Origin of the sequence: Streptomyces tsukubensis, assembly GCF_003932715.1 — a bacterium.
In the GTDB taxonomy this organism is placed as follows: Bacteria; Actinomycetota; Actinomycetes; order Streptomycetales; family Streptomycetaceae; genus Streptomyces; species Streptomyces tsukubensis.
Map to the genome: position 1 here is coordinate 3,220,610 of NZ_CP020700.1, position 25,615 is coordinate 3,246,224.

The following is a 25,615-nucleotide window of genomic DNA, read 5'->3' on the forward strand; positions in this document are numbered from 1 at the left end:
CCGCTCTTCCGGGGTCCCGGTCGTCCGCATCTCCCGGCGGAACGGGACCGCTGCCTCATGTGCCCGGGACACCGGGACCAGCAGCATGAGACTCGTCAACGACCACCGCAGGGGCCGGATCCACGACGGGCCCGGCCGTCCCTGCGTGGATTCTCCGGGGAGGACAAATGTCCGGCACCTTACGCCGACGTGCCACGATCGGCGCGATCAGCCTGATCCTGGCCGTGCCGCTGGGCCTCACGGCCCCCGCCGCCGGGGCCGCCGAGAAGCCCGCGAAGAACACCACTGCGGCCATGACCGTCGCGCAGCTTCAGCAGAACTACGGCGACCTCAACGGTCTCCGGCTGCAGAACGTCGACGGAACCAGTGGCGTCTGGGTCGTCATCGACGGCAAGCGCCACGGGGTCCCCGACATGTGGACGTACAACAACCTGTTCGCCAACTGGAAGATCGTCACGCTGTACGACCTCTACAACATCCCGTACGGCGGGCACCTCACCCACGATGCCCATCTGATCACGTCCCCGTCATCGGACACGGTCTGGCTGCTCACCAACAACGAGAAGCGGGGGATCACGGGCCGGGCCTTCGCGAAGTACGAGTTCGACGGAAACAAGATCCAGTCGGTGCGCGACATCGTGCTCAATGCGATCCCGCGGGGCCCGAACATCGACCTCTGACCCCGTGCGCGGGCACCGGACCGCATCCGCATCGGGTTTCCCTCGGGCCGGAACGTGACGGAGCCCGGGAGCATGTCCAGCTCCCGGGCTCCAGCTTGCCACCCATTTGCGCACACCGACGGCGTTTAAGAACCGCGGGTCATATTGAGATCGACGTGTTCTGCCTTTGAACTACAGCGCCACGAGAGAGGCGCCGGGGGGACTTGAACCCCCATCCGTCGATGTTCGCCCACGTTCGGTCGATCCGGTGTTCGGCGGCGAATACTGAGACTGGAGCGAGAATCTGAGTTTGACGGGGCCGCCTCTGCCGGGCTTGGGCCACCCCCGCATGTGGTGCGGGGAGAGGGATTCGAACCCCCAACTGACACCCCTTCTTCAGCTTCAACATCAGTTTCAGCTTGCGCTCATCGCGCACCCTCCGCTCGTAACGGAGGGCGTATACGGGGGCTACCGGAAGAGGTAGCCGAATACCGCGTCGCCGACCCGCTGGTCGGTGACCTCGGTGTTGTTCGCCTCCTCGCGGGCGAACTTGACGGACTGCTGGAGCTTCTCGACGCGGTCGAGGAGTTCGTTGACCCGCCGGGCGGGCAGCGCGCCGGAGAACTTCACCGTGGTCCAGTAGCCGACCGGGACGTCCTCGTAGTACACCTCGACCTGCGCCGGGTGCTTCTCCGTGGCCTCGGCCTTCACGTGGTTGCGCGGAACCTTCTTCGTGCGGATGGTCCGCACCGGGTCGGTCTTCCACGAGTCCGTCGAGGGGTCCAGGTTCCACGATTCGGAGGCGTCGAGCACCGGCAGCTTGCGCACGAAGGTGTGCAGATCGGTGAGCTGCTTCTCCAGGAACAGCAGGTACGGGACGGGCACCTGGGGCAGCAGCACCGTGCCGTCGACCACCACGTCCGCGGCTGCGGACCGGTTCGCCCAGTCCTTCGTCGCGGTCACGTCGAAGAGGCGCGTCAGCGTCCCGGCGGTCGTCCGCAGAGCGTCCTCGGCCTTGATCTGCACCCGCGTGGACTCGGGCGGCAGCTGCTCGCCCTCTTCGTCCTTGGGCTGGTAGGTCCGGGAGATACCGGCCAGCAGGGCGGGCTTCTGCACGTCCTGGTGGGCCTGGGTGAGCTCTTGGAGAGCCTTGGACTTGACGCCCTTTTCGACTGCGATGATCTGATTCAGCTTCGGCACACGGCGAACCTAACAACCCCGCGCCGCAAGCACATCCGATTAATTGCGCGAGGGATGGAGGAACCTGTGCGGGACGGTTTTTCCGATGGTTTCTCTACGCGGACGGCGCACGCCACCCACCGGTGGACCTGATGTGCCCTTCCGGCACCTGAGCCGGCACGTCCGCAGGGGGGCACGGCGGTGGTGAGGGTACGGCGCCGTCAGCGCCGCTCCTTCTCCCAGGCGGCCACGCCCAGCTTTCCGGTGGTCCCGAGGTCCAGCTCCGGAATCAGCATCACCGGGCTCGCACCCGGCTTGGCGACCAGCCGCACATAGGGCCCGTTCGCCGCCTTGCCGAAGCCCTCGTGCGTGTTCCGCCACATCAGACTGCTCCGGGCCGCCTCGCCCGGGGCCAGGCTGAGCCGGCGCGGGCTCGTGGTGCCGAGACCGGTCGAGATCTCCGCGCCGCCGCGCAGCACCCGGACGCCGGTGAGCGGCCGGTGCTGCTCGTCCAGGGGGGTCACCCGGGGATATCCGTCGAGTGCGTACGGCCGGGTCCCGCAGTTCTCCAGCCGTACGCCGACGGCCCGCAGCCCCATCGCCGCGTCGCCCTGGTCGGCCGTCACGCGCACACCGGACCGGGGGCAGGGCCCGGCCGGTGAGCCCAGTTCGTCCACGGGAACGCTCCGCACCTTGAAGATCTTCACCCCGGCCGTCCCGGCGGAGTCCGGGCCCTGCGCGGGGGTGGCCGTAAAACTGGTCCTGACGGTCGCGCCGCCCGGTACGGAGGGCACCGCCACCGGGGTGCTCTCGTACGCCTGCCCGGCCGCGTCCGTCACCGAGAACGTGACGGTGTAGGCGTACGGCTCCTTCTTGGGGCTGGTCACCTCGAAGGCGACGGACGCCACCCCCGACGAACAGCCGGGCGTGCTCGCCCCGAGGCCCTTGGTGCCGGTGATCCGGACGCCGTCCTTGGCCTCCCCGAGCGGCGGCCCGGCCTCCCGGCACTTCTCCGTCTCCTCTTCCGCCGCTCCGATCGGCGCGGTGTCGCTGCCGCAGCCGGTCAGCAGAAGGAGGCCCGCGAAGACGGCCGCGGCCAGGGGCAGTGGGGTACGGGGACGGCGCATCGGGCCACCTCAGCAGGGCGGGCTGCTGGGCGCTATGACCGGCGCCACATCACCGTGTCCCGGCCTGCGGACCGGACCGACAGCGGACCGGCAGCCGACCGACAGCGCCCGCCGCCAACCTGATCCCACCAACCCCCGAAAGGACCACCCGCCATGACCACCACCTCTTCTTCCACCTCCGTCTCCGTGATCGGGCTCGGCAACCTCGGTCAGGCGCTGGCCGGGGCGTTCCTCGACGCGGGCCACCCGACGACCGTCTGGAACCGCAGCGCCGCCAAGGCGGACGCGCTCGTCGCCCGGGGTGCCGTCCGGGCGGCCACCGCGGCCGAGGCAGTCGCCGCGAGCGACCTGGTCGTGGTCGCCGTCATCGACCAGGACACCGCGCGGACCGTCCTGGAGTCCGCGGCGTCCGCGCTTCCCGGCCGTACCGTGGTGAACCTGACCACCTCGACCCCTGAGCCCGCCCGTGCCCTGGCGGACTGGGCGACCACCCAGGGCGCCGACTACCTGATGGGCGCGGTGTACGCCGTACCGCAGACCATCGGCACGGACGACGCGTTCATCCTCTACAGCGGATCGGCCGACGCCCACGAGCGCTTCCGCGCGCCGCTCGGCCTGCTGGGCGGCGACACGTTCGTCGGCAGCGACCCGGGTCTGGCGTCGGTCCACGACGTGGCGATCCTCAGCGGGATGTACGGCCTGTTCTCCGGCTTCTTCCAGGCGGTGGCCCTCGGCCGCTCCGAGGGCATCAAGGCGGTGGACCTCACCGGCCATCTGAACCGGTGGATCCAGGGAGTCCTGGCGGTCCTGCCCGAGTTCGCGGCGGAGATCGACGCGGAGTCGTACGAGACGGAGGCGTCCAGCCTGGACATGAACGCGACGGGCCTGCGGAACATCCTGGCGGCGACGGAGGCCCAGGGCCTGAGCACGGACCTGCTGTCCCCGCTCCAGCGCCTCCTGGACGACCAGGTCGCCCAGGGCCACGCCCGCAAGAGCCTGTCGCGGGCGGTGGAGTCCCTGGAATCCCGGAAGCGGTGATCAGGACGCTCTTCATAGGATCGCGCCATGACAGCCGACGCACGTGTGACGCGGGCCCTGTTCTCCCGCCGCCTCAAGCCGATATCCAAGCCCAGGCCGCTGTCCCAACTGCCGGAGCGCCTCTGGTCCGACGAGGACTGGGACCGTATCCAGCGCGGTTATGCGGCCCGGGACATGGACGAGAAGTGGAACGTCTTCACCGAGGACGAGACGGTCTTCCTGCACCGCAGCTGGACCGGCCACGGGGTCTTCGAGGCGACCTTCGCCCCGGTGGACGGCGGCGGCCGGCGGATCTCGGGTGCGGTCGTGGAGCGTCATTCCAAGTTCTACGGCAGCACCGACGACGCGTACGACTGCGTGATGCTGGAGCTGGTGCTCAGCTCCATCGTCCTGGGCGAACCCTCGACGGGCCTCCGCACCCGGCTGGTCGAGACGGCACAACTGCGTTCTCCCGACGCCCCTCCCGGAGTCCTCCTGCACAGCCACCTGGGGCAGCGCACGGACTCCTGACCGCCCCACCGAAGGAGCCCCGCCCCATGCACAACAGGGCGGGGCTCCTCGGGGTCTGCTGTACGTCAGCTCAACTCAGCAGCCCGGGCCAGCGCCACAAGCCCCGCAAAGGCACCAGCGGACATCGTCAGCACGGGACCGCTCGGCCGCTTACTGTCCCGAACCGGGACTATGCCGGTGCCGGATACATGCTCGGGCGCCCATTCAATGCATTCGCCCCCGTTCGGAGCGCTGTAGCTGGACTTCACCCAACGCATCTGGGAAAAGCTGGGGATGGTCGTCATGGGATGCCCCTTCGCACCTCGTCGATCGTGGGTACAGAGCCCGCCTGCGAAGCTGCTTCGGCTTGATGGCTGATGGCGGGCTCTTCGTCCCATCAAAGGGTCAACTCAGGTCCACGGCCCGGGCCAGCGCCACAAGCCCCGCAAAGGCGCCAGCAGACACCATCAGCACGGGACCGCTCGGCCGCTTACTGTCCCGAACCGGAACTATGCCGGTGCCGGATACATGCTCGGGCGCCCATTCGATGCAATTGCCGCCCTGCTGACTGTAGGAGGACTTCGTCCACTCGGCGGTCGCCAGGTCAACGCTCATCGTGAAGTTCCTTCCGGACAGCTCTGATCAGGTCAAGGGAGGACGCCGGGGACAGTGCGCCCGCCTGAAGTTGATCGTATGCCCTCTCCCAGACCTCCAAGAGGTCCTCTTCGCGCTCCAGATATCCGCGACTGGCAGACTCCGTGTAGCCCACCAGGGTCCGGTCACGCATGGTCAGCAGAATCGCCGGAAGCAACAAGGGCCTTAGGTTCCCGAGGCTGAACGGGACAAGCTGAACCGTGACGGACGGCAACGTGGCAATGTCGGCGAGGTGGTCGAGCTGTTCGACCATGACACGCCGTCCGCCGACCAGACGACGCAGGCAGCTTTCGTCAAGCACCGCGTAGACCAGTGGTGCATCCCGAGCATGCAGCAGGCGCTGCTGGCGCGTCGCCAGAAGGCCGACGCGCTCTCCGGCCATGTCTGCCGTGATGGCCCCCCGTTCCATGTCTGCGCGGGCAAGGGCCTCGGCATAGCAGGTCGTCTGGAACACACCCGGGATCACGCCCAGCTCGAACGTGCGGAACCTGGCTGCCTTGAGCTCCTGTTGCAGGTACTCCGGGAAGCCCTCCAGAAGCACTGTGTCCCGGATGGCCTGCCACATGACTTCGAAGGTAGCGCCCGCGCCGAGTGCCAGATCGGCCTTCCTCGCGAAGTTCAACGAGGGGGATTTGCGGCACGTTTCCACAGCAGAGACATGCGTTCCGGAGTAGCCCATACGTTCGGCTAATTCGTCCTGAATCCAACCATGCATCTCGCGTGAGCTGCGAAGTTGCACAGCGAACGCTGCTTGCGGGGAGGACTTCGGATCAACCTCTTTACGATTCATGATCTTCGTCGAATCCTCTTGATCTTGGGACAGGTTGAAGACTCATCGACTCTAGGCCAGTCTGATCCGCCCTGGCAGTGAAACCGCTACAGAGCGGAGGAATGGCATGGGCAGAGGCAGCTCGGAGACTCCCCATCAACCGTACGGAGGTTCGGACCTGAACCATGATTCGGAATGCCGAAAGTGCGCGAACCTTCGTGCGGGGCTGAAGCGGGCGGTACGGCGCGGAAATGCATCCCGCGTCATCGACTACCGCGTACTTCTCCGGCGGCATCCGCAGCACGACGGCGTCCCCGTCCCAGCCACGGAGACGAGCACATGACCGCCGGCTTCCGTGACTGGGTACTGAAGCAGGTGCCGTCCCACGGCGTCAGCGTCCGTGTCCAGTGCGCGGCAGAGAAGTGCGGTGCCGAACCGCCCGCGCCCGCCAATGCCCGGGACGTCGATCACGACTACGCCGAGATATGGACGGCGTATCACTTTGAGCGGACCGGTCACCGGGACTACTGCCGTGGCGTCGACGACACGGTCCGGTGGTACCCGCCCACCAGCGACGAGTTCCTGAGCCTTCCGAACGCGTCGCAGTAACGACAAGAACGCCCCGACGGACCGACGCAACCGGTCCATCGGGGCTCCCGCCGATCAGCTTTTGGGAGCTGAACCGACATGCGAAACCTTATCGTCCAGGCGTTCTCATGGGTGCTGCATCAGTTACTTCCCGCCAGGGGACGACACCGTGCACCCGTCCGCTCCGTGCCCACCCCAACCCACTCCACCTGTCCCTCAGCCTGGTCCCGCCCGTGGACCGGGCCGAGTTCGGACACCGCGCGCACGATCTTCACCGCGGAAGAGGCCCGAGGGCTCACCGACGAGCAGTGCGAACGCTTCTACGCGACCGCATGGGCGGAACTCGGCTGGGACTACCCGTACACCGCCGAGGGTGTGCACCAGGTCTCCGCGGAGGTGCGCGCATGACCCGCGAGGCCCTGCTCAACACTCCGGAGCCGTTCACCCCACCATGCGTCCGCTGCGGACGCGCCACTGCCGCGCCGGTTGTCGTCGGAGTCACCGAACGCGCCAGCGGACCTCCGATGGTCCAGTACGCATGCCCGCAGGACGCGACCCGCTACGGCGCGGGCCCGAGCCCCGACGACGAGATCGGGCAGCTCCCGCCCGGCCGACTGGCATGACCACGCCTCCAGAACGCAGCTCGTGCAAGGAGGCGCAAACCGCTCGAACCGCAGACGTCCACAGCACTACGGTTCAGCGGGTCCAACGCATCCCGTGAGCGTGGCAACCCACCGGAAAGCTACTCCGTGCAACCCCGTGAAACCTGGAAGGTCCGACTCATGTCCGCGTCCCGGTCATCCAACGCTCAGACCGCCCGCGAAGCCATCGCCGCTCGCCTTGGGACCATCCGGCGGAATGCGGAGTTGACCGGACAGGAGCTGGCTCTCCGGTGCGGCTGGAGTCCGGCCAAATCTTCACGTATCGAGCGGGCCAGGACTCCCGCCTCCGATGCCGACATCCGTGCATGGTGCAAGGCTTGCGGAGCGGAGGATGAGACCGTCGACCTGATCGCGGTGAATCAGCAAGCCGATCAGATGTACGTGCACTGGCAGAAGCTTCATCGCCATGGCATGCGCAGAGCTCAGGAGGAAGCCGTCCCCCTCTACACAGGAACACGTCGCTTCCGCGTGTACTGCTCGAACGTGATCCCTGGGATTCTCCAGACCGAGACGTACGCGGCGGCCCTCCTGTCCACGATCGCAGCGTTCCAGGGGACGCCGGACGACTCGAAATCGGCAGCCACCTCCCGAGTCGAGCGCTCGCGTGTCCTCCATGAGGGAAACCGCCGGCTCGCCCTGCTTCTGGAAGAAACCGTGCTCCGTTACCGCATCGGCAACGATGCAACCATGGTCAGCCAACTCGGCTATCTGCTAGCGGTGATGGCACTTCCGAACGTGAGCCTCGGGGTGATCCCCTTCACTGCCCAGCGCCGCGTCTGGCCGTTGGAAGCCTTCTATCTCTTCGACAACCGACAGGTGAGCGTCGAGCTGCTCACGGCCGCCGTCAACGTCTCTGCGCCCAGTGAAGTGGCAACGTACGCGCAGGCCTTCTCCGAACTGTCCGAGATCGCCGTTCATGGAGCCGCTGCCAGGGCTCTGATCTCGGAAGCAATCAACTCCATCGGGTAGTTCGCATGCAAGGTCATGCAAGAACGTGGATCCCTCGCCGACGCCCTCTCTAACGTCGACCTCGTGCTCGCAGCCAACACATCGAGCACCGGACGCACGCCCTATGGGCGGGCACGGCCGACTCCCGCTCGGCCGTACAGCAGATCAGGAAGGACCACGATGACCGACCTGTACGCACTCGACATCGACGCAGTCGCCTTCTCCAAGGCTTGCGGCGGCAACACTCATCCGGACGGCGAGGCGTGCGTGACCCTCGCCAGGATCGGCCCGGACGCCTGGGCCATGGGCGACAGCAAGCGGCCGGACGCCGAGCCGCTCAGGTTCACCACAGCAGAGCTGGACGCGGCGGGCATCGACCCCGCCCGGTTCGACCTCTCCGCCTGAACCCAGAGCACCACCGGACCGACGGCCCCGCCCGCACGCCGACCGGCGGGGTCGTCGGCATTCCCCGAGACGGAGCGGCAGTGCACCACCACGGTTACGCATGGGCCGGGGAGAAGAAGGCCTTCGACAACGAGGCACTGCGGCGACCCCCGCATCCGACTCCGCCTCCTCCCGCCTCCAGGGAGGACGCGGCCGCTCAGCGGCTGGCGGACCGCTACCGGGAAGTGGTCGCGGAGTTCGGCATCACGAACCTCCCGCCTCTGCAGACCGCCCACTGGCTGATGAAACCGGCCGGCGCGGTCAGGGGCACCTGGGAGGAGCCCAAGGAGGCCGGGGAGTGGCTCGGTCTCCAGCTTGCCGAGGCCGCTCCCCGGTTCGCCTCGGAAGCGGACCGGGACGCGACCCGGCTGGTCCTCCTGGTGACGGCTGCGGTGGAGCGGCTCGCCTGGGGCGGGGACGTGTCCCTGGGGCACTACCTGACCGGCACGCTCTTCCACTCCGTCGCCCTGGTGACCTGCTCCCCGAACCGCTCCGGCCCCGAACTGCCCTGCCCTCTCGCATAGAGGTGCAGCCGCCGCCCGCGCCTCGGGGCCAGGCGCGCGATCAGCCCCGGCAGACAGCCGGGTCGAACAGGACGGCCGAGTCCCCGACGGGCCTGTCGGGGACGCCATAGCCGGTCAGGGTCAGGAAGTCCGCCTCCACGGGCGCCAGTTCCGCGCACAGCTCGTCGAGTGGATACGTGTCGACGAAACGGGCTCGGGTGCCGGTGACGAGCAGCACCGCAAGGGGCTTGTGGCCGGGCATCGGGAGGCCGGGGTCGATGTCTCCGCCCCAGTACATGACCGGCTCCTCGGTGCCGGAGTGCGCGAAACGACCCGCTCCGGCCAGCATCAGCAGCTGGGTCTGCGTACTGGTCGGCTCCCCGTGGTAGTCGTACAGATAGACCTCAAGCGCACCGTCACGGTGTCGGAGCAGATCGCCGCCGTCCACACCGCGCGGGGCGAGCAGCTGCCGGGGAGTCTTCTCCCGGTCGGCACGGATCCCGGCCACCGCCTGCGGGTAGTGGGCGGCGATGCCGGTCAGGTCCCAGTCCGGATCGGTGCCGTCCGCGGCCCACCCCGCGTACATCGCGGACGGGTTCTCGATGAGGTCGAGACCCGGCAGGGGCGTGCTCAGCCACTCGTCGAAGCCGTCGCGCGCCATCGGTATCCGTGCCGCCAACATGAACGAACGAGCGCCCATCAAATGCCTCCTCGGGAAAAGTGCCTTGCACGATAGCCCGACCGGTGACGCCACCCGCTCCGGCGCGGGGCGTTTCCCGCCCTCCGGTAGGTGATGCCTCGGGTCGGCCAGGCCCAGTCCACCGCCCAACTGTCCTCCGTGCCGACGAGGAGGTTGCCGGGCGCCACGTCCCCGTGAATGAGGCTGTCGCCCCGGAAGAGTCGAGCTTCCGATGCGTCGGCCGCGAAGGCGTCCCACCGCGTTTCATGCCAATCCGCGACCAACGTCGGCAGGGAAATCTCCCCGATCCGGCCGAGCAGGTCCAGCACCGCCGGGAGGTCCGGGGAACCGGGCTCGAAGCGGCTCGGCCGGCCTCCCACCTGTTCGAATCCCAGGGCCATCCAGCGGTCGTTCTCCGTGTGCCGGCACAAGCGGGGCGAGACCGGCCGAACGAATCTGTTGATCAACCGCTCACGGACCAGCGAGTCCCGACGCCCCCCTGCGCGGTTCATGACCCCTTTGACGAAGAAGCGTCCAAGGCAACCGTCGATCAACACCAGAACATCGGACATGAACCCGCGTTCGGTGGGCCGCACCTCCTTTACGGGGCCGGTGAAGGGCTCCACCAGGTCCAGGAAATCAGGGTCGGGGAGGCGTTCGGTCATATAAGTCGGCTACCTTGCGGGCTAAGGCCTGTTAGTGCTGGTCACAGCCATTCGTTGATGGCCCCGATCAGCACGGTCACTTCGTAGCGGACGGCGAGTCCGTCGTATCTGGTGGCGACGGCGGTGGCGCTTGAGCCGGTGCATCCCGCATTCGACTGCGGGCAACGGCTCCAGCCGATTCCACTGTTCTCGTCCGTCAGGTCTCCCCGTCTCACGCAGGCCGGCCGACACACCGCGCCTTCTCGTTCCGCCTTTGCCCCAGGCCAGTTTCGGGGCCGGAGGATGGCAGGTCTCCCCTGGCTCCAGCCAGCCGCAGCCGCCACCTCGCAGATTTCACACATGCACAATGTTGCGACGTGTGCGACACATAGGCAGTGGCAGGCCTCTTCCGAAGTCGGATCGACCGATTGTCCAATTGATGTGTGCCTCCTGGCCGCCAACCCCGGCCGGGCACAGCGTTCAACGGTACATGGGTGACGGCCGACCGCTGGTGTGCCTGGCCGCGGTGAGAACGACGCCCTGATGGCTCGTCCCTCTTCTGAGAAACGCACCCCGACCGCTCCGGACGAGAATGCTCATGATCATCCGCCCCGCCACAGCCGCGGTGTACCGCGGTCCGGGTCCGGTCCGTCCTCGGATAACCGGCCTACCCGGCGGCTCCCACGACCACGGCCCCCGCCGCCGCCGATGGGGACGGCCGTCAGCTATGTGCCGTCCGGGCAGAGGCACCCCCCCTTGCCATACCCGCAGTCTCAGCCGCGCTGCGCCTGGCCTGCCCGGGCCTTCGGGGGCCGTTGCTCCGGCGGCCTTGCGTCGATCCGGGCAGGCCAGGCACAGCACCCGAGTCGTCCGGGATCCGAGATCCCCGTGCCACGACGTCCGCCACCTGCTGCGGACGAGTCCGGCCCTGCACACGCCCCATACGTTCCTCATGGAACGAGGGGCATCCATTCCCGGAGGGAACAAATGATTGAGGTACCGCCGTTCTGGTGCCCCCTGCCCATTGCGATCCATCCCGCGGCCGACCAGGCGGAGAAGGATGCCCGGGCGTGGGCGGAGCGGTACGGCGTGCGACTGAGAATCGCGGACCAGGTACAACCGGGCCGGCTGGGGGCCTACTGGGCTCCTCATGGCACCTATGAAGGCATGCTGGCCGTTGGCTGCTGGAACTTCTGGGCCTTCGCGTTCGACGACCATCTCGACGAACCACTCCCGCTCGACGTCCCCGTCACCACCAGTCTCGTCCAGCAAGCCGTCGACATCCCCAGCCCGCCGATCACTGATGACCCATGGGCGGCAGGAGCCCAGGCCGTCTTCAACATGTTCCGCGACCTGGCGACGCCGACCCAAGTGCGGTACTGCGCAGACAACCACCGCCGGTGGCTGCACGGCGCCTGCTGGCGCCACAGCAACCACGTCAACCGCCGACTGCCCCCGCTCGCCGAGTACATCCCGCTGCGGATGCAGGATGCGGCAGCTCAGGCAACCTGCCTGATCGCCGTTCTGATCGGCTCGGACATCAGCGTGCCCGAACAGGAGATGGACTCGCCACGGGTGCGCGCGCTGCTGGAAACCGCGAGCTGGACCGCGACCATCGACAGCGACCTGCACTCCTTCCAACTTGAGGACACGCAGCGCCCGGTCTCGCAGCACATCGTCTCCGTCCTGATGCACGAACGCGGGATCGGCGTGGACGAAGCACTCAGGCAGAGCGTCGCACTCCGCGACCGCTTCATGACACGGTTCCTGCACCTCCAGCAGGAATGCGCACGGACCGGTAGCAGCGAACTGGCACGCTTCGCCCACACACTCGGATACGTCATCAGCGGCTACCTCCAATGGGCCGTCGACACCAGCCGCTACGGACAGACAGAAGCCACATTCAGCTTCACCGACACTCCCCGGGACGACACCCCGGAACCACCTCCCGGCATCCCCTCGGTTGAATGGCTGTGGACGCTATGACCGGCGTCACATCCTCATCCGCGGTCTCGTCTGTCAATCGCAGCATTAAGGACGGAGTGAATTGAACGTCAACGAACATCCGCCCTGCTCGCTCTCAAAGAGGAACATGAAGGGGACCGTCGCGCTGTCGTCGATGAAACGGCAAGGTCCCGCACACCTGCCTTACCCGGACGGCTGGTTCGCAGTGGCATTCAGCCGTGACATTCCCCCAGGGCGAGTGCTGTGCCAGAAGTTCATGGGTGGCGAGGTCGTCATCTACCGTACGCGCAGCGGGTTACTTCGGGTTACGGAACCCTACTGCCCCCACCTCGGGGCGCATTTGGGCCACGGGGGGACGGTGGAGGCGGAGAACCTGGTCTGTCCTTTTCATCATCTCGCCTTCTCCCCTGCCGGAGAATGTGTGGGCGCAGGGCGTCGCGTATCGCCGCCACGGAATGCACGTCTGACCCTGCTGGAATCGCGTGAAGTCGATGGCATTGTGATCGTGTGGCATCACGCACAGGGTGCGCCGCCCACCTGGGAAGTGAAGTCCGATGCGGGACGAGAGCTGATGGAACCGGTGCATCACCTGTTCACTCTCACCGATCACCCACAGGAAGTTCTGGAGAACGGGGTAGATCTGGGTCACTTCCCAGTCGTTCATGGAACCACCCTGGAATACACGGAAGAGCCCGTCTACGACGGTCCGTCCGTGAGGAGCAAGGCTGTCTTCACCCCCAGCAACCCCAGGTTCGGAGGGTTGCTGTCATCCGTCCGGGTCGAGGCGGAGGCCACCTTCCACGGCCTCGGCTGGCTGTCGGCCAACGTGCGGCTGCCCGCGCTCCGGCTGTCCATCCGGATCTGGGTGCTGCCTACTCCCATCGACCCCCACCACACGGAGGTCCAGCTCGCCGTGAGCATGCCGCGGCCTCGGCGCCGACTGCGCACGCTGCCACCCGTGGGCAAGGTTCTGCTTTCCAAGGTGTTCCTCTCGCTGGCGCTCCGAGGGTTTTGCTGGGACTTCAGAAAGGACATCGACCTCTGGGCGAACAAGATCTATCTGGAACGCCCCAGGCTCACCTCCTGCGACCGGATGGTCATGCCGTTCCGGCGCTGGGCCAAGCAGTTCTACAGCACCACTCCGCAGCAGGGGACGCCTGTCTGAGCTTCCCAGGAGTGCATTCATCGGCGTTGTGGCGGTCTGTCATACGGCAGATAGGCCAAGAGTATTAGGGCGGAGAGGGTCGACATGCGAATGCGTCAGCACGCAAAGTACAGCCGGGCAGATCGAACCAGGCCTGCGAACGAACTCCTCCGGCCAGGACTCCCTCACCCCAACGGCTGGTTCTGCGTCGGGTTCAGCCGGGAATGGCAGCCCGGTACGGTCCGCAGCCGGCCCTTCATGGACGGCGAGGTAGTGATCTACCGGACCCGCAGCGGACTCCTGCGGGCCACCCGCCCGTACTGCCCACACCTCGGGACGCACCTGGGCGTCGGCGGTACCGTCGACGGAGAGTATCTCGTCTGCCCGTTCCACAGCTTCGCCTTCTCTCCCGAGGGCCCCTGTGTCCGCACTCCCTACGGTCCACCGCCGAAGGCTTCACTCAGCCTGCTGCCCGTGCGAGAAGCGAACGGAATCGTGTGGGTCTGGAACTCCCACGACGACACGCCACCGGACTGGGAAGTGCCCGAGCTCACCACTGTCGGACGCGCACTCTCGTACCGGACGGCCGACTTGGCCGGCTACCCCCAGGACATTGCAGAGAACGCCGTGGACTTTGGACACCTCCCCGAAGTCCACGGCGTCAGCGTTCTCGAAACGCCCCCGAAACCCACAAGCGACGGCCCCTACTACCACGTGGAAGGCTACGTCGGACGCCCCGTCCCCCTCCTGGGGACCATCGCCTCTCGAACCCGCCTCCACTTCGTCGGCCTGGGGGGCACCCACCTCCTCTTCGAATTTCCGCAGGTCGGTGTGCGTGCCTCCGCATGGCTGCTGGTCACTCCGATCGGCCCGCTGCGCATCCGCTGGTGGACGGTGGTGAACGCCGCGCCGAACGATCCACCACGCGTGCTCATGCCACTGCATCGTCTCCTTGCGCGCCCCCTGGAGCAGGCACTCAGCCACGCCATCTGTCTATGGACCCACAAGGACGTGGAGAGAGACCTCGTCATCTTCAACCACAGGCAGTATCTGCCGCACCCCAGGCTCAACAGCAAGGAAGGCCCTATCGGGTCGCTACGGCAGTGGGCGCGACAGTTCTACCCTCCGACGCAACCCTCCTGACGTGGTTGGAGGCGCACGGCCGGAGGCCCCCAGTCCGACCCGGATCCACCCGTCGGGACGGGCAACTTTCGAAACACGCGCCAGTTCCTCGGAGTACAACTGGAGCCAGGACGCCCTGGGCCGCACTCCTCGGGGACGGTTCCTGGGTTGCACTGGTTTCCCCAGTAGTCATCGGCTCGGACATCCGGTCCGAGTAGTACGGGAAGGCCGGCATGGTGGCTTCGTGCTGGAAGATCACCCACCACTCGTTCGTGACGGGCAACACTACGAAGGCCTCGGGCTCTGATCAGGTAGGGATCACGTGGGAGGGGGTGCAGGGTCGCCCCTGCTGGGGTCAAGGCAGCTTTGGGGGAGATTGAGGCGCAGGAGCTGCCCGCACCCCGTGGGCAACCGCGCCCCCGCCGGACGGCGATCCGTCAGGATTCGAGAAGCCTGGCCCCCTCCGACCCGCCTAGCGTGGGGAGCACTCCGGAGGCTCCGCCCCAGTGATCAAAAATGTCACTGTTTGAACGAATTGGTGCGGGTTGCGATACTGGGACGCCGCGCCCGCGGGCCCTGCCCCGGACCCCGGACCCAGGCCCCGTAGGGAGATCGACATGACCAAGGCAGCCAGGCCACGGCGGCCCGCCGCCGTGCCCGCCGAGCCGCACGCCGCCGACAGCCATGAGCTGATCCGCGTGCACGGCGCCCGTGAGAACAACCTCAAGGACGTCAGCATCGAGATCCCCAAGCGCCGGCTCACGGTGTTCACGGGCGTCTCCGGGTCCGGCAAGAGTTCCCTGGTCTTCGACACGATCGCCGCCGAGTCGCAGCGGCTGATCAACGAGACGTACAGCTCCTTCGTTCAGGGCTTCATGCCGACGCCCGGCCGCCCCGAGGTCGACGTGCTCGACGGGCTGACCACCGCGATCATCGTGGACCAGGCGCGGATGGGCGCGGACCCCCGCTCCACCGTCGGGACCGCGACCGATGCCAACGCGATGCTGCGGATCCTCTTCAGCCGGCTCGGCAAGCCGCATATCGGCCCGCCGAGTGCCTACGCCTTCAATGTGCCGTCGGTACGGGCCAGTGGGGCGATCACCGTCGAGCGCGGCAACCAGAAGGCGGTGAAGGCGACCTTCAACCGCACGGGCGGCATGTGTCCGCGCTGCGAGGGCCGGGGCTCGGTCTCGGACATCGACCTCGCCCAGCTCTACGACGACTCGAAGTCGATCGCGGAGGGCGCTTTCACCATCCCGGGCTGGAAGTCGGACAGCTTCTGGACCGTACGGCTGTACGCGGAGTCCGGTTTCCTGGACCCGGACAAGCCGATCCGCAGGTTCACCAAGCGGGAGATGCAGGACTTCCTCTACCGGGAGCCGACGAAGGTCAAGGTCGAGGGCGTCAACCTCACCTACGAGGGCCTGATCCCCAAGATCCAGAAGTCGTTCCTCTCGAAGGACAAGGAGGCGATGCAGCCGCATATCCGCGAGTTCGTGGAGCGCGCCGTCACCTTCACCGCCTGCCCCGACTGCGACGGGACCCGGCTCAGCGAGGGCGCCCGGTCCTCGAAGATCAAACGGATCAGCATCGCCGACGCCTGCGCGATGCAGATCAGCGATCTGGCGGAGTGGGTGCGGGGGCTCAGGGAGCCGTCGGTGGCGCCGCTGCTGACCGCACTGCAGCGGACCCTGGACTCGTTCGTCGAGATCGGTCTCGGCTATCTCGCGCTGGACCGGCCCGCGGGCACCCTCTCGGGCGGCGAGGCGCAGCGGGTGAAGATGATCCGGCACCTCGGTTCGTCGCTCACGGATGTGACGTACGTCTTCGACGAGCCGTCCGCCGGGCTGCACCCCCATGACGTCCAGCGGATGAACGGCCTGCTGCTGCGGCTGCGGGACAAGGGCAACACGGTGCTGGTGGTGGAGCACAAGCCGGAGCTGATCGCGATCGCCGACCATGTCGTCGATCTCGGCCCCGGTGCCGGTACGGAGGGCGGCACGGTCTGTTACGAGGGTTCGCTGGAGGGTCTGCGGGCGGCCGGTACGGTCACCGGGCGCCATCTCGACGACCGGGCGAAGGTCAAGGAGTCCGTACGGAAGCCGACCGGCGTGCTGGAGATCCGCGGCGCCACGGCGAACAATCTGCGGAAGGTGGACGTCGATCTTCCGCTGGGGGTGCTCACGGTCGTCACCGGAGTCGCCGGGTCGGGGAAGAGTTCGCTGGTCCACGGGTCGATTCCGGCCGGTGCGGGTGTGGTGTCGGTCGACCAGAGCCCGATCCGCGGTTCCCGGCGCAGCAATCCGGCGACGTACACCGGTCTGCTGGACCCGATCCGGAAGGCGTTCGCCAAGGTCAACGGGGTGAAGCCGGGGCTGTTCAGCGCCAATTCGGAGGGTGCCTGCCCGACGTGCAGCGGCGCGGGCGTGATCTACACGGATCTGGCGGTGATGGCCGGGGTCGCGATCCCCTGCGAGGACTGCGAGGGGCGGCGGTTCCAGGCCTCGGTGCTGGAGTACAAGCTCGGCGGCCGGGACATCAGCGAGGTGCTGGCGATGCCGGTGGCCGAGGCGGAGGAGTTCTTCGGCGGCGGCGAGGGCGGGGGCGAGTCGCATATCCCTGCGGCGCACCGGATCCTGGACCGGCTCTCCGACGTCGGGCTGGGCTATCTCACCCTGGGCCAGCCGCTGACCACGCTCTCGGGTGGTGAGCGGCAGCGGCTGAAGCTGGCGACGCATATGGCGGACAAGGGCGGGGTGTACGTCCTCGACGAGCCGACGACCGGTCTCCATCTGGCCGATGTGGAGCAGTTGCTGGGGCTGCTGGACCGGCTGGTCGACTCGGGGAAGTCGGTGATCGTCGTGGAGCACCACCAGGCGGTGATGGCGCATGCGGACTGGGTGGTGGATCTGGGGCCGGGTGCCGGTCACGACGGCGGCAAGGTCGTCTTCGAGGGCACCCCGGCGGAGCTGGTCGCGGCCCGCTCGACGCTGACGGGCGAGCATCTCGCGGAGTACGTCGGCGGGTGAGCGGGCACGCCCGGGCGGAACGCCACGGGGGTGCGTTCCGCCGGGCGGGTACGGCGCAGGGTCCCGGAGGCCCTGCGCCGTACCCGTACGTCTATGCGCCCTCCGGGCCCGCGCTGCCGCCCACGATCCGGTCCACCGCCGCCGTCACCAGCGCGTCCCGGTCCTCCGCCGGGTAGAGGTCCGGCAGCGTGAGCTGTTCGAAGATCAGCCAGTTGAGGGTCAGTATCAGCAGCCGGACGGCCGTGGCGTCCCCGGGCAGGCCGGACTGTTCGTGGTAGGCGACGTTCGCCTCGACATCGGCCCTGATCCGTTCCGTGAGCACCTTCCGCAGCTCGGGGCGGCGCACGGCCTCCAGCCGCAGCTCCAGGAGGGCGAGATAGCCGGTGCGGAAGGACGCCACGCGCTCGACGAGTTCGCGCATCAGCTGTGCGTACGTCTCCCGGTCGCGTCCCGCCGTCTCCGTCCTGGCGACGGTGGCCTCGTCGGGCTGGTACCGCTCGTAGACCCGGGCCCCGGCCTGGGTGAGCAGATCGTCGCGGTTGGCGAAGTAGTTGGAGGCGGTCCCGCCCGGGACCCCGGCTTCGGTGTCCACCGCCCGGAACGTCAGTCCCCGCGCACCTTCGCGGGCCAGTACCTCGATCGCGGCGTCGACGAGTGCGGCCCGCCGTTCGTCGTTCCTTCTCACCATGGGCTTCGCACCGGACTTCCCACCATTGACACCACTCCATGTGTAGTACTACGTTCTGACCACTCCACACAGAGTACTACGGAAGGACTGCTCAGATGCGAAAGCTCGTGTACTACGTCGGCGTGACCCTCGACGGCCGTATCGCCGGTCCCGGCGGTGAGTTCGACTTCTTCCCCGCGGGTGACGAAAAGCAGGATGCCGCGTACACCGCCTGGATGGCCGCGGCCTATCCGGAGACGGTTCCGACCGCCTTCCGGGCCGCGTCCGGCGTCGCCGACACACCGAACCGCACCTTCGACACCGTCGTGATGGGGCTCGGCACCTGGCTGCCGGGCCTGGCGGTGGGGATGACCAGCCCGTACGCCCATCTGCGGCAGTACGTCGTCTCCAGCACTCTCGACCCCGCCACCGATCCGGCGCTCACCGTCGTACCGGACGATCCGCTCGGCCTGGTACGGAAGCTCAAGCAGGAGGAACAGGAGGAAAACAGCCTCGATATCTGGCTCTGCGGGGGCGGCAAGCTGGCGGGGGCGCTGCTGCCCGAGATCGACGAGCTGGTCTTCAAAAGCTATCCGGTGGTCGCCGGTGCGGGGATCCCGGCCTTCGACGGCGGTTTCGATCCGACGGCCTTCGACGTCGCCCAGCGGACGACGTTCGACAACGGGGTCTGCGTCACCCGCTTCGTACGCCGCTGAGAGGGCGCGCCCCGGGGTGCGGGGAAGGCCCCGGGGTGCGGGGAGGGAGGGCCCTCGGCCCCTCGCCCCTCCCCGCACCCCCGTATCGCCTCAGTCCAGATACCGCGCGAAACCGTCGAGCGCCCGCAGCATCCCGTCCCCCTCCTCCGCGGGCATCAGCATCACGACCTCCTCGATGCCCAGTTCCGCGAAGGTGTCCATCCGCTCGGGCGTGGGGGTGACCGCGTACGGCACGACCTGGAGCGCGGCCGGGTCACGGCCGGCGTCCTCCCAGGCGGTACGGAGGACGGGCAGCGTCTCCCGCAGGCCCGAGCCGTTGAGGGGCAGCCAGCCGTCCCCGTACTCCACGATGTGGGAGAAGAGCTTGGGCCCGGCCGCGCCGCCCAGCATGGTCCGCGGGGCGCCGCCGCGTACCGGCTTCGGATGGGCGAAGGACGCGCTCACCGAGCCGAACACCCCCTTGTACTCGGTGGGCTCGTCCGCCCAGAGCGCCCGCATCAGGCGCATCCGGTCCAGGACCAGCTCCCGGCGGCTCGACCATGCGACGCCGTGGTCGGCCGCCTCCTCCCGGTTCCAGCCGTAGCCGACGCCGAGGGTGAACCGGCCGCCGGAGACATGGTCCAGGCTGGCGGCCTGTTTGGCGACGACGATGGGGTCGTGCTGGGCGAGCAGCAGGACCCCGATGCCGAGGTGCAGCCGGGAAGTGACGGCCGCGGCCTGGGACAGGGCGACGAAGGGGTCGATCAGCCTCCCGTACCAGCGGGCGACCTCCCCCCTCTCGTCCGCGTACGGGAAGGGGGTGGCGCGCTCGACGGGGATATGGGTGTGCTCGGGTACGTAGAGTCCGTGGAAGCCGCGCTCCTCCAGCTCCTGTGCCAGTCCGATCGGCGTGATCGTCTCGTCGGTCAGGGCGGCGGTCACCGCGATGCGCATCCCAGCTCCTTCGTGGTCGACGGTCGGGCTGTGTGCGACGCCGCGGCGGGCCGTACGGTGTGCCGTTCCCGTTCCCCGTCCCCGCCCGCCCCGGCGGCACCACTGGTCAACGGCAACACCGTTGCCGTAGCTCTTCCTTCCCACGGCGGCGGAGTCCGAACAGTCGTTCACGGCGCGGTCGGGGGTGCCGGAGCGGGGCCGGGTACGCGGAAACGGGCCGGGCCCCCGAGGCCCGGCCCGTTTCCGGTGCCGGTATCGCTGTCGGTGTCGGTGTCGGTGTCGGTGTGACGGTGGCGTACGTCAGTCGTCGATCACCAGCGACGGCGTGTCCCGCTTGAGGACCTCGCCACGGAAGAACGCCGGGCTCGTGCGGCGCATCACCAGCATGATGACCAGGCCGAGGAGGAGCAGGCCCACGCCGATGACGAAGACCGTGCCGACGCCGCCGACGGAGGAGCCGCTGTAGGACGGGTCCCACATGTCGTAGAGGGTCTTCGCGAAGACCGCGGCGAGCATCAGTCCGCCGAGGACCGGGAAGAGGCCCTTGTAGACGAAGTCGCGGCCGGTGCGGAAGATCTCGCGACGGAAGTACCAGGCGCAGGCGAAGGCCGTCAGCGAGTAGTAGAAGCAGATCATGAGGCCGAGGGCGTAGATGGTGTCCGTGAGGACGTTCTCGCTGAGGAGCGTCATGACGGTGTAGAAGGCGCCGGTGCCGACACCGGCCACGACGGTCGCCAGGCCGGGGGTCTTGAAGCGCGGGTTGACCTTCGAGAAGGAGGCCGGGAGCGCCTCGTACGCCGACATCGCCAGCACGGTCCGGGCGACCGGGATGAACGTGGTCTGGAGGCTGGCGGCGGCGGACGCGAGGACCGCGACGAAGAGCAGGACGCCGAGGCCGGTGCCCATGATCGGGCCGGCCAGTACGGCGAAGACGTTGTCGGAGGTCTCGGGGTTGGCGAGGCCGAGGCCCGTGTCCCCGGAGCCGACCGCCATCTGGGCCACGACACCGGTGACGAGGTACGAGCCGACGAGGACGACCATCGCGATCAGCGCGGCCCGGCCGGGGGTCTTGCCGCTGCCGGTGGTCTCCTCGTTGGCGCTGAGACAGGCGTCCCAGCCCCAGTACATGAAGATCGACAGGGAGAGTCCGGCGGTGAAGGCGGCGAAGGACTCGATGGCGAAGGGGTTCAGCCATTCGGCGGAGAAGGAGAGGGAGGTGTCGAACTCCCCGGCCTTGCCGAGCGCCATCACGACGAAGATCGCGAGCACCAGGAGCTGGAGCCCGACGAGGGCGTACTGGACGCTCTTGGTGGCCGTCATGCCCCGGTAGCTGATCGCGGTGGCGATCGCGATCAGGGCCAGGACGGTGAGGATGTGGACGGCCTTGTTGTCGTTGAGCGCGGCCACCGAATCACTGCCGGTGATCTCGCCCGCGAGCAGCCAGAAGAAGGAGGTCGCGACCCCGGCGAGATTGGAGAGCACGATGATCGTGGCGACGACCAGGCCCCAGCCGCACATCCAGCCGATCTTCGGCCCGAAGGCCTTGACCGTCCAGGTGAAGGAGGTGCCGCAGTCGGGCATGACCCGGTTCAGCTCACGGTAGGCGAAGGCGACCAGCAGCATCGGCAGGAAGCCGGCCAGGAAGACCGCGGGCATCTGGAGGCCGACCTCGCCCGCGGTGGAGCCGAGGGTGGAGGTGAGGCAGTAGACGGGCGCGACGGTGGAGATGCCGATGACGGCGCTGCCCATCAGCCCGACGGAGTTGCCGCCGAGCCCTTTGCCGCGTACGCCACCGCCCCCGCCGGGGGCGGCGCCCCTTACCGTGTCTCCGGCCTGCGGCCGGGCTTCCAACTGAGTCATGGACAGGACGGTAAACGCTGCGGTTTCCACATCCGGAGGCCATGCGTCCGGATATCGAACCCTTGATTTCGGGGGCAAGTCCGGCTCATTGCCTGCATATGAAAGCTTGATGACGATCGTCAAGCGCAGCATGTAAGGCCTGACGGCGTTTTTACGGAGTACGATAACCGCAGCCCTGCCCGTTTTGCACCTTTTGAAATTTTCCACTGAGCCCTCAGCGAACACCTGTCCGGGGCGCCTCCGCCCCGGACAGGGCGGCTAGCGCCCCGGCCAGACCAGGGACTGGATCTCGCTGTACGCGTGCAGGGCGTACGAGCCCACGTCGCGGCCCACTCCGCTCATCCTGAAGCCCCCGAACGGCGCCTCCATATGGCGGGCGACCGTGTTCACGCCCACGCCTCCCGAGCGCAGCAGGCCCGCGACCCGGAACGCCCTCGCCGGGTCGCCCGACCAGACGTAGTCGATCAGGCCGTAGTCGCTGTCGGACGCCAGGGCGATGCCCTCCTCCTCCGTATCGAAGGGGAGGACCACGACCACCGGCCCGAAGATCTCCTCCCGGACCACCCGCATCCCGCTCGTACAGTCCGCGAGGAGCGTCGGGGCCGTGTAGCAGCCGCGGTCCAGGGCGCCGCCGGTCGGGCGTTCGCCGCCCGTGACCAGCCGGGCGCCCTCCTTGCGGCCCAGTTCGACGTACGACTCCACCCGGTCCCGGTGGGCGGCGGAGATCAGCGGGCCGACGACCGTCGCCGGGTCCGCCGGATCGCCGACCGGGAGCTTCGCCGCGTACGCCGCCAGCATGCCGGTGATCCGCTCGTACACGCCCCGCTGCGCGAGCACCCGGGTCGGGGCCGTACAGATCTGCCCGCTGTAGAAGGAGAACGTCGTCCCGATCCCGGCGACCGCCGCGCCCAGGTCGGCGTCGTCGAAGACCAGGGCCGCGCCCTTGCCGCCCAGCTCCATCAGCTGGCGTTTCATCCCGCGCCCGCAGACCTCCGCGATCCGCCGGCCGACGGCGGTGGAGCCGGTGAAGCTGACCATGTCGACGCCGGGGGCTTCGACCGCCGCCTCCCCGGCTTCCGGGGACGAGCCGGTGACCACGTTCACCACGCCCGGCGGGACGCCCGCCTCCGCCAGGGCCGCCGCCAGCCGGAACACCGACAGCGGATCCTGCGGGGCGGGTTTGACGACGACCGTGTTCCCCATGGCCAGCGCCGGGGCGATCTTGCCCGCCGGATTGGCCCACGGGTTGTTGTAGGAGGTGATGCAGGTGACGACGCCGACCGGGCGGCGGACCGCGAGCGCGCCCAGCAGCCCGCCGCCGCCCATCGGCCCGGCGGGGGTGAGCTGCGGCGGCAGGGGCTGTTCGACCGGTTCCAGGGCGCCCCTGGCATAGCGGCGGAAGCGGGCCGCGGCGACGCCGACCTGCATGGCCCGCGCGGTCCCGGTGGTCGCCCCGCTCTCCCGCCGGGCCAGCTCCGCCGATTCCGCGGCGTCCCGCTGGATGATCCCGGCGGCCGTGTCCAGGATCCGGGCGCGCTCCTCGGGGCGGGTGCGCGACCAGGGCCCGAAGGCGTCCCGGGCGGCCGAGACCGCCTCGTACACCTGGGCGCGGCTCGCCTCCGGCGCGGACCCGACGGTCTCCCCGTTCGCCGGGTCGGTGATGGCGTACTGCCCGCCGTCGGGCTCCACCCACTCCCCGCCGATGAACAGCCGACCCGCCACGGGAGGGCCCTCCGGGCCCCTGGTGCCGGTCACCGGGTCGGCACCGTTCTCGTGTCCCGGCCGGACCGCAGCACGGTCCCCGGTACGGCTCCGGTCACCCGGTCGTCGCGGATCGTCTCGACCCCGTTGACCCGCACCGACACCACCCCGATCGCCTTCGCATCGAGCCGGGGGCTGCCGCCGGGCAGATCGTGGACGAGCTGTGCGGGCCCGGCGTCGATCCGTTCGGGGTCGAAGAGTACGAGGTCGGCGTGGTGGCCCTCGGTGATCCGGCCGCGTCCGCGCAGCCCGAACAGGCGGGCGGGATCGTCGGTGAGCATCCGGACCGCCGTCTCCAGCGGCACCAGCTTCCGGCCGCGCAGACAGTCCCCGATGAAGCGGGTGGTGTACGGGGCTCCGCACATCCGGTCCAGATGGGCGCCCGCGTCGGAGCCGCCGAGGAGCACGTCCTCGTGCTCCCAGGTGCGCCGCCGCAGCTCCCAGGAGGCGGGGTCGTTGTCGGTGGGCATCGGCCAGAGCACGGTCCGCAGTCCGTCGCGGGCGCAGATCTCGACCAGGCAGTGGAAGGGGTCCTGCCCGCGTTCGGCGGCGATATTGGCGACGACCCGGCCGGTGAGCCCCTCGTTCTCGGTGCTGTACGTGTCCCCGATGACGTACCGGGCGAAGTCCGCGAGCCGCCGGAACACCCCGGCCTCCGGGGAGTCGGCGCGGCGCAGCAGCTCCGCCCGTACCTCCGGATCGCGCAGTCGCGCGATCCGCTCCGGCACCGGGAGGCCGAGGACCTCGCCCCAGCCGGGGATCAGGTTGAGCGCGCAGAAGGTGCCGAGGGACATGTTCATGGGGGCGAGGATCGGCATGGTGAGGGCGACGATCCGGCCGCCCGCGGCCCGGGCCCGTTCGCTCGCCAGCAGCTGCCGGGGCACCCGGTCCGGGACGGCGGCGTCGACGGTGAGGACGTTCCAGTTGAGCGGGCGTCCGGCCGCTGCGGTCATGGCGACGAAGAGGTCGATCTCGTCGTCGCTGAAGCGGTCGAGGCAGCCGGCGACGATCGCCTCCAGCTGGGTGCCTTCGTGTGCGCCGACGGCCCGGGAGAGCGCGAGGAGTTCGTCGGGGCGGGCGTGGCGGGAGGCGACGGGCCTGCCGTCCCCGTCGGAGTGGGTGCCGGACTGGGTGGTCGACAGTCCCCAGGCACCGGCGCGCAGAGCGTCGTGGAGCAGGTCCACCATCGCCGTGAGCTGTTCGGCGGTGGGCCGGCCGCCGATCGCGTCCTCGCCCATGACGTGCCGCCGCAGCGCGCAGTGGCCGACCATGAATCCGGCGTTGACGGCGATCCGGCCCTCCAGCGCGTCGAGGTATTCGCCGAAGGTGTGCCAGTTCCAGGGCGCGCCCTCTTCCAGGGCGATCAGGGACATGCCTTCGACGCGGGCCAGCATCCGCCGGGTGTAGTCGGCGTCGGCGGGGCGGGCGGGGTGGAGGGGGGCGAGGGTGAAACCGCAGTTGCCGCCCGCGACGGTGGTGACGCCGTGGTTGAGGGACGGGGTGGCGTAGGGGTCCCAGAAGAGCTGGGCGTCGTAGTGGGTGTGCGGGTCGACGAAGCCGGGGGCGAGCACCAGACCGGCGGCGTCCTCCGTGGTGCGGGCCGTCTCGGTGACGGTGCCCGGCGGGGCGACGACGGCGATCCGGCCGTTCCGCAGGCCGACGTCGGCGGGGTACGCGCTCGTTCCGGTGCCGTCCACGACGGTCGCGGACCGGACGAGGTGGTCGAGCATCGTCTCTCTCCTCCCTGGGGCGCGGTCGCCTAGGCGGAGCGGCCGCGGGTCTTGACCTCTCGCTCCCGGTCTCTCCCGGGCGGGCGGCGGGCCGTCCCGCCCCGGCACCCGGCGGGCCGGGGGGCCCGGCGTTCCGGCCGCCGGTGGACCCGGCGGACCCAGCGGACCTGGTGGGCCCGGCGGTTCCGGCGGTTCCGGCCGCCGGTGGGCCCGGTGGACCCTGCGGTTCCGGCCGCCGGTCCGGGCGCGCCGGACACATCAGACGGCCGGACGGCTCCGGCGGAGCACGTCGGGCCCGTCAGACG

27 protein-coding genes are annotated in these 25,615 nt (G+C 68.8%); 14 read left to right on the forward strand and 13 right to left on the reverse strand.

The genetic code is table 11. From position 1 onward, the window contains the following. Positions 1–167: 167 nt before the first annotated feature. Entirely contained in the window at positions 168–680 is a 513-nt protein-coding gene (locus B7R87_RS12510) for a hypothetical protein (RefSeq protein WP_006348728.1), read from the forward strand. A gap of 447 nt (positions 681–1,127) precedes the next feature. On the opposite strand, the gene B7R87_RS12515 is transcribed toward B7R87_RS12510, so the two are convergent. Together B7R87_RS12515 and B7R87_RS12520 are read right to left on the reverse strand one after the other, a co-directional pair. After that, on the reverse strand, positions 1,128–1,859 hold the full coding sequence (locus B7R87_RS12515) for a DUF7873 family protein (protein ID WP_006348727.1): 732 nt from the start codon (positions 1,857–1,859) through the stop codon (positions 1,128–1,130). A 200-nt stretch (positions 1,860–2,059) separates the two neighbouring features. After that, on the reverse strand, positions 2,060–2,965 hold the full coding sequence (locus B7R87_RS12520; protein WP_006348726.1) for a DUF4232 domain-containing protein: 906 nt from the start codon (positions 2,963–2,965) through the stop codon (positions 2,060–2,062). A gap of 153 nt (positions 2,966–3,118) precedes the next feature. On the opposite strand from B7R87_RS12520, the gene B7R87_RS12525 reads away from it, so the two are divergent. Next, complete coding sequence (locus tag B7R87_RS12525) at positions 3,119–4,003, forward strand: NAD(P)-dependent oxidoreductase (protein ID WP_006348725.1); 885 nt, start codon at positions 3,119–3,121, stop codon at positions 4,001–4,003. 27 nt (positions 4,004–4,030) lie between these two features. Continuing rightward, positions 4,031–4,513, forward strand: a complete 483-nt coding sequence (locus B7R87_RS12530) for a hypothetical protein (RefSeq protein WP_006348724.1) — start codon at positions 4,031–4,033, stop codon at positions 4,511–4,513. Between the two features lie 65 nt (positions 4,514–4,578). On the opposite strand, the gene B7R87_RS12535 is transcribed toward B7R87_RS12530, so the two are convergent. The 3 genes from B7R87_RS12535 to B7R87_RS12545 all read right to left on the reverse strand — a co-directional run bounded on the left by B7R87_RS12535 (position 4,579) and on the right by B7R87_RS12545 (position 5,936). Beyond that, positions 4,579–4,797, reverse strand: a complete 219-nt coding sequence (locus tag B7R87_RS12535) for a DUF397 domain-containing protein (RefSeq protein WP_078902309.1) — start codon at positions 4,795–4,797, stop codon at positions 4,579–4,581. A gap of 100 nt (positions 4,798–4,897) precedes the next feature. Beyond that, a complete protein-coding gene (locus tag B7R87_RS12540) occupies positions 4,898–5,107 on the reverse strand; it encodes a DUF397 domain-containing protein (RefSeq protein ID WP_006348722.1) in 210 nt (69 codons plus the stop codon). Next, complete coding sequence (locus B7R87_RS12545; RefSeq protein WP_078902308.1) at positions 5,097–5,936, reverse strand: helix-turn-helix domain-containing protein; 840 nt, start codon at positions 5,934–5,936, stop codon at positions 5,097–5,099. Before B7R87_RS12545 ends, B7R87_RS12540 begins: the two co-directional genes overlap by 11 nt. Positions 5,937–6,254: 318 nt before the next feature. On the opposite strand from B7R87_RS12545, the gene B7R87_RS12550 reads away from it, so the two are divergent. The 6 genes from B7R87_RS12550 to B7R87_RS12575 all read left to right on the forward strand — a co-directional run bounded on the left by B7R87_RS12550 (position 6,255) and on the right by B7R87_RS12575 (position 9,081). After that, positions 6,255–6,524, forward strand: a complete 270-nt coding sequence (locus tag B7R87_RS12550) for a hypothetical protein (RefSeq protein ID WP_006348720.1) — start codon at positions 6,255–6,257, stop codon at positions 6,522–6,524. 165 nt (positions 6,525–6,689) lie between these two features. After that, the gene (locus tag B7R87_RS12555) at positions 6,690–6,911 is read left to right on the forward strand and encodes a hypothetical protein (RefSeq protein ID WP_006348719.1); all 222 of its coding nucleotides are present in this window, start codon (positions 6,690–6,692) and stop codon (positions 6,909–6,911) included. After that, on the forward strand, positions 6,908–7,126 hold the full coding sequence (locus tag B7R87_RS12560; RefSeq protein ID WP_006348718.1) for a hypothetical protein: 219 nt from the start codon (positions 6,908–6,910) through the stop codon (positions 7,124–7,126). The genes B7R87_RS12555 and B7R87_RS12560 overlap by 4 nt, the downstream gene beginning before the upstream one ends. 159 nt (positions 7,127–7,285) lie before the next feature. Then, on the forward strand, positions 7,286–8,134 hold the full coding sequence (locus B7R87_RS12565) for a helix-turn-helix domain-containing protein (RefSeq protein WP_006348717.1): 849 nt from the start codon (positions 7,286–7,288) through the stop codon (positions 8,132–8,134). Positions 8,135–8,293: 159 nt separating this feature from the next. After that, positions 8,294–8,518, forward strand: a complete 225-nt coding sequence (locus tag B7R87_RS12570) for a DUF397 domain-containing protein (RefSeq protein WP_006348716.1) — start codon at positions 8,294–8,296, stop codon at positions 8,516–8,518. An 80-nt stretch (positions 8,519–8,598) separates the two neighbouring features. Next, the gene (locus B7R87_RS12575) at positions 8,599–9,081 is read left to right on the forward strand and encodes a hypothetical protein (RefSeq protein WP_006348715.1); all 483 of its coding nucleotides are present in this window, start codon (positions 8,599–8,601) and stop codon (positions 9,079–9,081) included. Positions 9,082–9,121: 40 nt separating this feature from the next. Here B7R87_RS12575 and B7R87_RS12580 read toward each other — a convergent pair whose 3' ends face one another. From B7R87_RS12580 to B7R87_RS12590, 3 genes are read right to left on the reverse strand one after another with little or no spacing between them, the layout of a single operon-like run. After that, a complete protein-coding gene (locus B7R87_RS12580) occupies positions 9,122–9,760 on the reverse strand; it encodes a hypothetical protein (RefSeq protein WP_130585075.1) in 639 nt (212 codons plus the stop codon). Beyond that, positions 9,760–10,404 (reverse strand): hypothetical protein, encoded by a 645-nt coding sequence (locus B7R87_RS12585; protein WP_006348713.1) that lies wholly within the window; start codon positions 10,402–10,404, stop codon positions 9,760–9,762. The genes B7R87_RS12580 and B7R87_RS12585 overlap by 1 nt, the downstream gene beginning before the upstream one ends. Before the next feature lie 41 nt (positions 10,405–10,445). After that, complete coding sequence (locus B7R87_RS12590) at positions 10,446–10,619, reverse strand: hypothetical protein (protein WP_006348712.1); 174 nt, start codon at positions 10,617–10,619, stop codon at positions 10,446–10,448. A 751-nt stretch (positions 10,620–11,370) separates the two neighbouring features. Between B7R87_RS12590 and B7R87_RS12595 the strand changes: the two genes are divergently transcribed. The 4 genes from B7R87_RS12595 (at position 11,371) to B7R87_RS12610 (ending at position 17,643) form a co-directional block, all read left to right on the forward strand. Next, positions 11,371–12,369, forward strand: a complete 999-nt coding sequence (locus B7R87_RS12595) for a tsukubadiene synthase (protein ID WP_006348711.1) — start codon at positions 11,371–11,373, stop codon at positions 12,367–12,369. A gap of 61 nt (positions 12,370–12,430) precedes the next feature. Then, positions 12,431–13,513, forward strand: coding sequence for a Rieske 2Fe-2S domain-containing protein (locus tag B7R87_RS12600; protein WP_130585076.1), 1,083 nt, complete (start codon positions 12,431–12,433; stop codon positions 13,511–13,513). A 90-nt stretch (positions 13,514–13,603) separates the two neighbouring features. After that, positions 13,604–14,635, forward strand: coding sequence for a Rieske 2Fe-2S domain-containing protein (locus B7R87_RS12605; RefSeq protein ID WP_045853030.1), 1,032 nt, complete (start codon positions 13,604–13,606; stop codon positions 14,633–14,635). Positions 14,636–15,231: 596 nt separating this feature from the next. After that, the gene (locus tag B7R87_RS12610) at positions 15,232–17,643 is read left to right on the forward strand and encodes an ATP-binding cassette domain-containing protein (RefSeq protein ID WP_006348707.1); all 2,412 of its coding nucleotides are present in this window, start codon (positions 15,232–15,234) and stop codon (positions 17,641–17,643) included. Between the two features lie 91 nt (positions 17,644–17,734). Here B7R87_RS12610 and B7R87_RS12615 read toward each other — a convergent pair whose 3' ends face one another. Then, entirely contained in the window at positions 17,735–18,331 is a 597-nt protein-coding gene (locus tag B7R87_RS12615) for a TetR/AcrR family transcriptional regulator (protein WP_006348706.1), read from the reverse strand. Between the two features lie 95 nt (positions 18,332–18,426). On the opposite strand from B7R87_RS12615, the gene B7R87_RS12620 reads away from it, so the two are divergent. Beyond that, positions 18,427–19,026 carry a dihydrofolate reductase family protein gene (locus tag B7R87_RS12620; RefSeq protein ID WP_006348705.1) on the forward strand — a complete coding sequence of 200 codons (600 nt, stop codon included), beginning with the start codon at positions 18,427–18,429 and terminating at the stop codon, positions 19,024–19,026. Between the two features lie 90 nt (positions 19,027–19,116). Here the strand turns inward: B7R87_RS12620 and B7R87_RS12625 are convergent, their stop codons facing one another. The 4 genes from B7R87_RS12625 to B7R87_RS12640 form a co-directional block, all read right to left on the reverse strand. Beyond that, complete coding sequence (locus B7R87_RS12625; RefSeq protein WP_006348704.1) at positions 19,117–19,959, reverse strand: TIGR03619 family F420-dependent LLM class oxidoreductase; 843 nt, start codon at positions 19,957–19,959, stop codon at positions 19,117–19,119. 300 nt (positions 19,960–20,259) lie between these two features. Next, on the reverse strand, positions 20,260–21,819 hold the full coding sequence (locus tag B7R87_RS12630; protein ID WP_040915921.1) for an APC family permease: 1,560 nt from the start codon (positions 21,817–21,819) through the stop codon (positions 20,260–20,262). Positions 21,820–22,077: 258 nt separating this feature from the next. After that, positions 22,078–23,541: an aldehyde dehydrogenase family protein gene (locus B7R87_RS12635; protein WP_006348702.1), complete on the reverse strand. Its 1,464-nt coding sequence runs from the start codon at positions 23,539–23,541 to the stop codon at positions 22,078–22,080. 29 nt (positions 23,542–23,570) lie between these two features. Continuing rightward, complete coding sequence (locus tag B7R87_RS12640; RefSeq protein ID WP_006348701.1) at positions 23,571–25,310, reverse strand: N-acyl-D-amino-acid deacylase family protein; 1,740 nt, start codon at positions 25,308–25,310, stop codon at positions 23,571–23,573. Positions 25,311–25,615: the final 305 nt, after the last annotated feature.

What these genes read in the sequence shown, in the direction of transcription:
- B7R87_RS12520 (WP_006348726.1), bottom strand. Translation starts at nt 2,965, where the DNA reads ATGCGCCGTCCCCGTACCCCACTGCCCCTGGCCGCGGCCGTCTTCGCG.
- B7R87_RS12620 (WP_006348705.1), top strand. Translation starts at nt 18,427, where the DNA reads ATGCGAAAGCTCGTGTACTACGTCGGCGTGACCCTCGACGGCCGTATC.
- B7R87_RS12530 (WP_006348724.1), top strand. Translation starts at nt 4,031, where the DNA reads ATGACAGCCGACGCACGTGTGACGCGGGCCCTGTTCTCCCGCCGCCTC.
- B7R87_RS12525 (WP_006348725.1), top strand. Translation starts at nt 3,119, where the DNA reads ATGACCACCACCTCTTCTTCCACCTCCGTCTCCGTGATCGGGCTCGGC.
- B7R87_RS12580 (WP_130585075.1), bottom strand. Translation starts at nt 9,760, where the DNA reads ATGGGCGCTCGTTCGTTCATGTTGGCGGCACGGATACCGATGGCGCGC.
- B7R87_RS12570 (WP_006348716.1), top strand. Translation starts at nt 8,294, where the DNA reads ATGACCGACCTGTACGCACTCGACATCGACGCAGTCGCCTTCTCCAAG.
- B7R87_RS12560 (WP_006348718.1), top strand. Translation starts at nt 6,908, where the DNA reads ATGACCCGCGAGGCCCTGCTCAACACTCCGGAGCCGTTCACCCCACCA.
- B7R87_RS12595 (WP_006348711.1), top strand. Translation starts at nt 11,371, where the DNA reads ATGATTGAGGTACCGCCGTTCTGGTGCCCCCTGCCCATTGCGATCCAT.
- B7R87_RS12545 (WP_078902308.1), bottom strand. Translation starts at nt 5,936, where the DNA reads ATGAATCGTAAAGAGGTTGATCCGAAGTCCTCCCCGCAAGCAGCGTTC.
- B7R87_RS12540 (WP_006348722.1), bottom strand. Translation starts at nt 5,107, where the DNA reads ATGAGCGTTGACCTGGCGACCGCCGAGTGGACGAAGTCCTCCTACAGT.
- B7R87_RS12610 (WP_006348707.1), top strand. Translation starts at nt 15,232, where the DNA reads ATGACCAAGGCAGCCAGGCCACGGCGGCCCGCCGCCGTGCCCGCCGAG.
- B7R87_RS12640 (WP_006348701.1), bottom strand. Translation starts at nt 25,310, where the DNA reads ATGCTCGACCACCTCGTCCGGTCCGCGACCGTCGTGGACGGCACCGGA.
- B7R87_RS12625 (WP_006348704.1), bottom strand. Translation starts at nt 19,959, where the DNA reads ATGCGCATCGCGGTGACCGCCGCCCTGACCGACGAGACGATCACGCCG.
- B7R87_RS12585 (WP_006348713.1), bottom strand. Translation starts at nt 10,404, where the DNA reads ATGACCGAACGCCTCCCCGACCCTGATTTCCTGGACCTGGTGGAGCCC.
- B7R87_RS12550 (WP_006348720.1), top strand. Translation starts at nt 6,255, where the DNA reads ATGACCGCCGGCTTCCGTGACTGGGTACTGAAGCAGGTGCCGTCCCAC.
- B7R87_RS12510 (WP_006348728.1), top strand. Translation starts at nt 168, where the DNA reads ATGTCCGGCACCTTACGCCGACGTGCCACGATCGGCGCGATCAGCCTG.
- B7R87_RS12535 (WP_078902309.1), bottom strand. Translation starts at nt 4,797, where the DNA reads ATGACGACCATCCCCAGCTTTTCCCAGATGCGTTGGGTGAAGTCCAGC.
- B7R87_RS12630 (WP_040915921.1), bottom strand. Translation starts at nt 21,819, where the DNA reads ATGACTCAGTTGGAAGCCCGGCCGCAGGCCGGAGACACGGTAAGGGGC.
- B7R87_RS12615 (WP_006348706.1), bottom strand. Translation starts at nt 18,331, where the DNA reads ATGGTGAGAAGGAACGACGAACGGCGGGCCGCACTCGTCGACGCCGCG.
- B7R87_RS12565 (WP_006348717.1), top strand. Translation starts at nt 7,286, where the DNA reads ATGTCCGCGTCCCGGTCATCCAACGCTCAGACCGCCCGCGAAGCCATC.
- B7R87_RS12605 (WP_045853030.1), top strand. Translation starts at nt 13,604, where the DNA reads ATGCGTCAGCACGCAAAGTACAGCCGGGCAGATCGAACCAGGCCTGCG.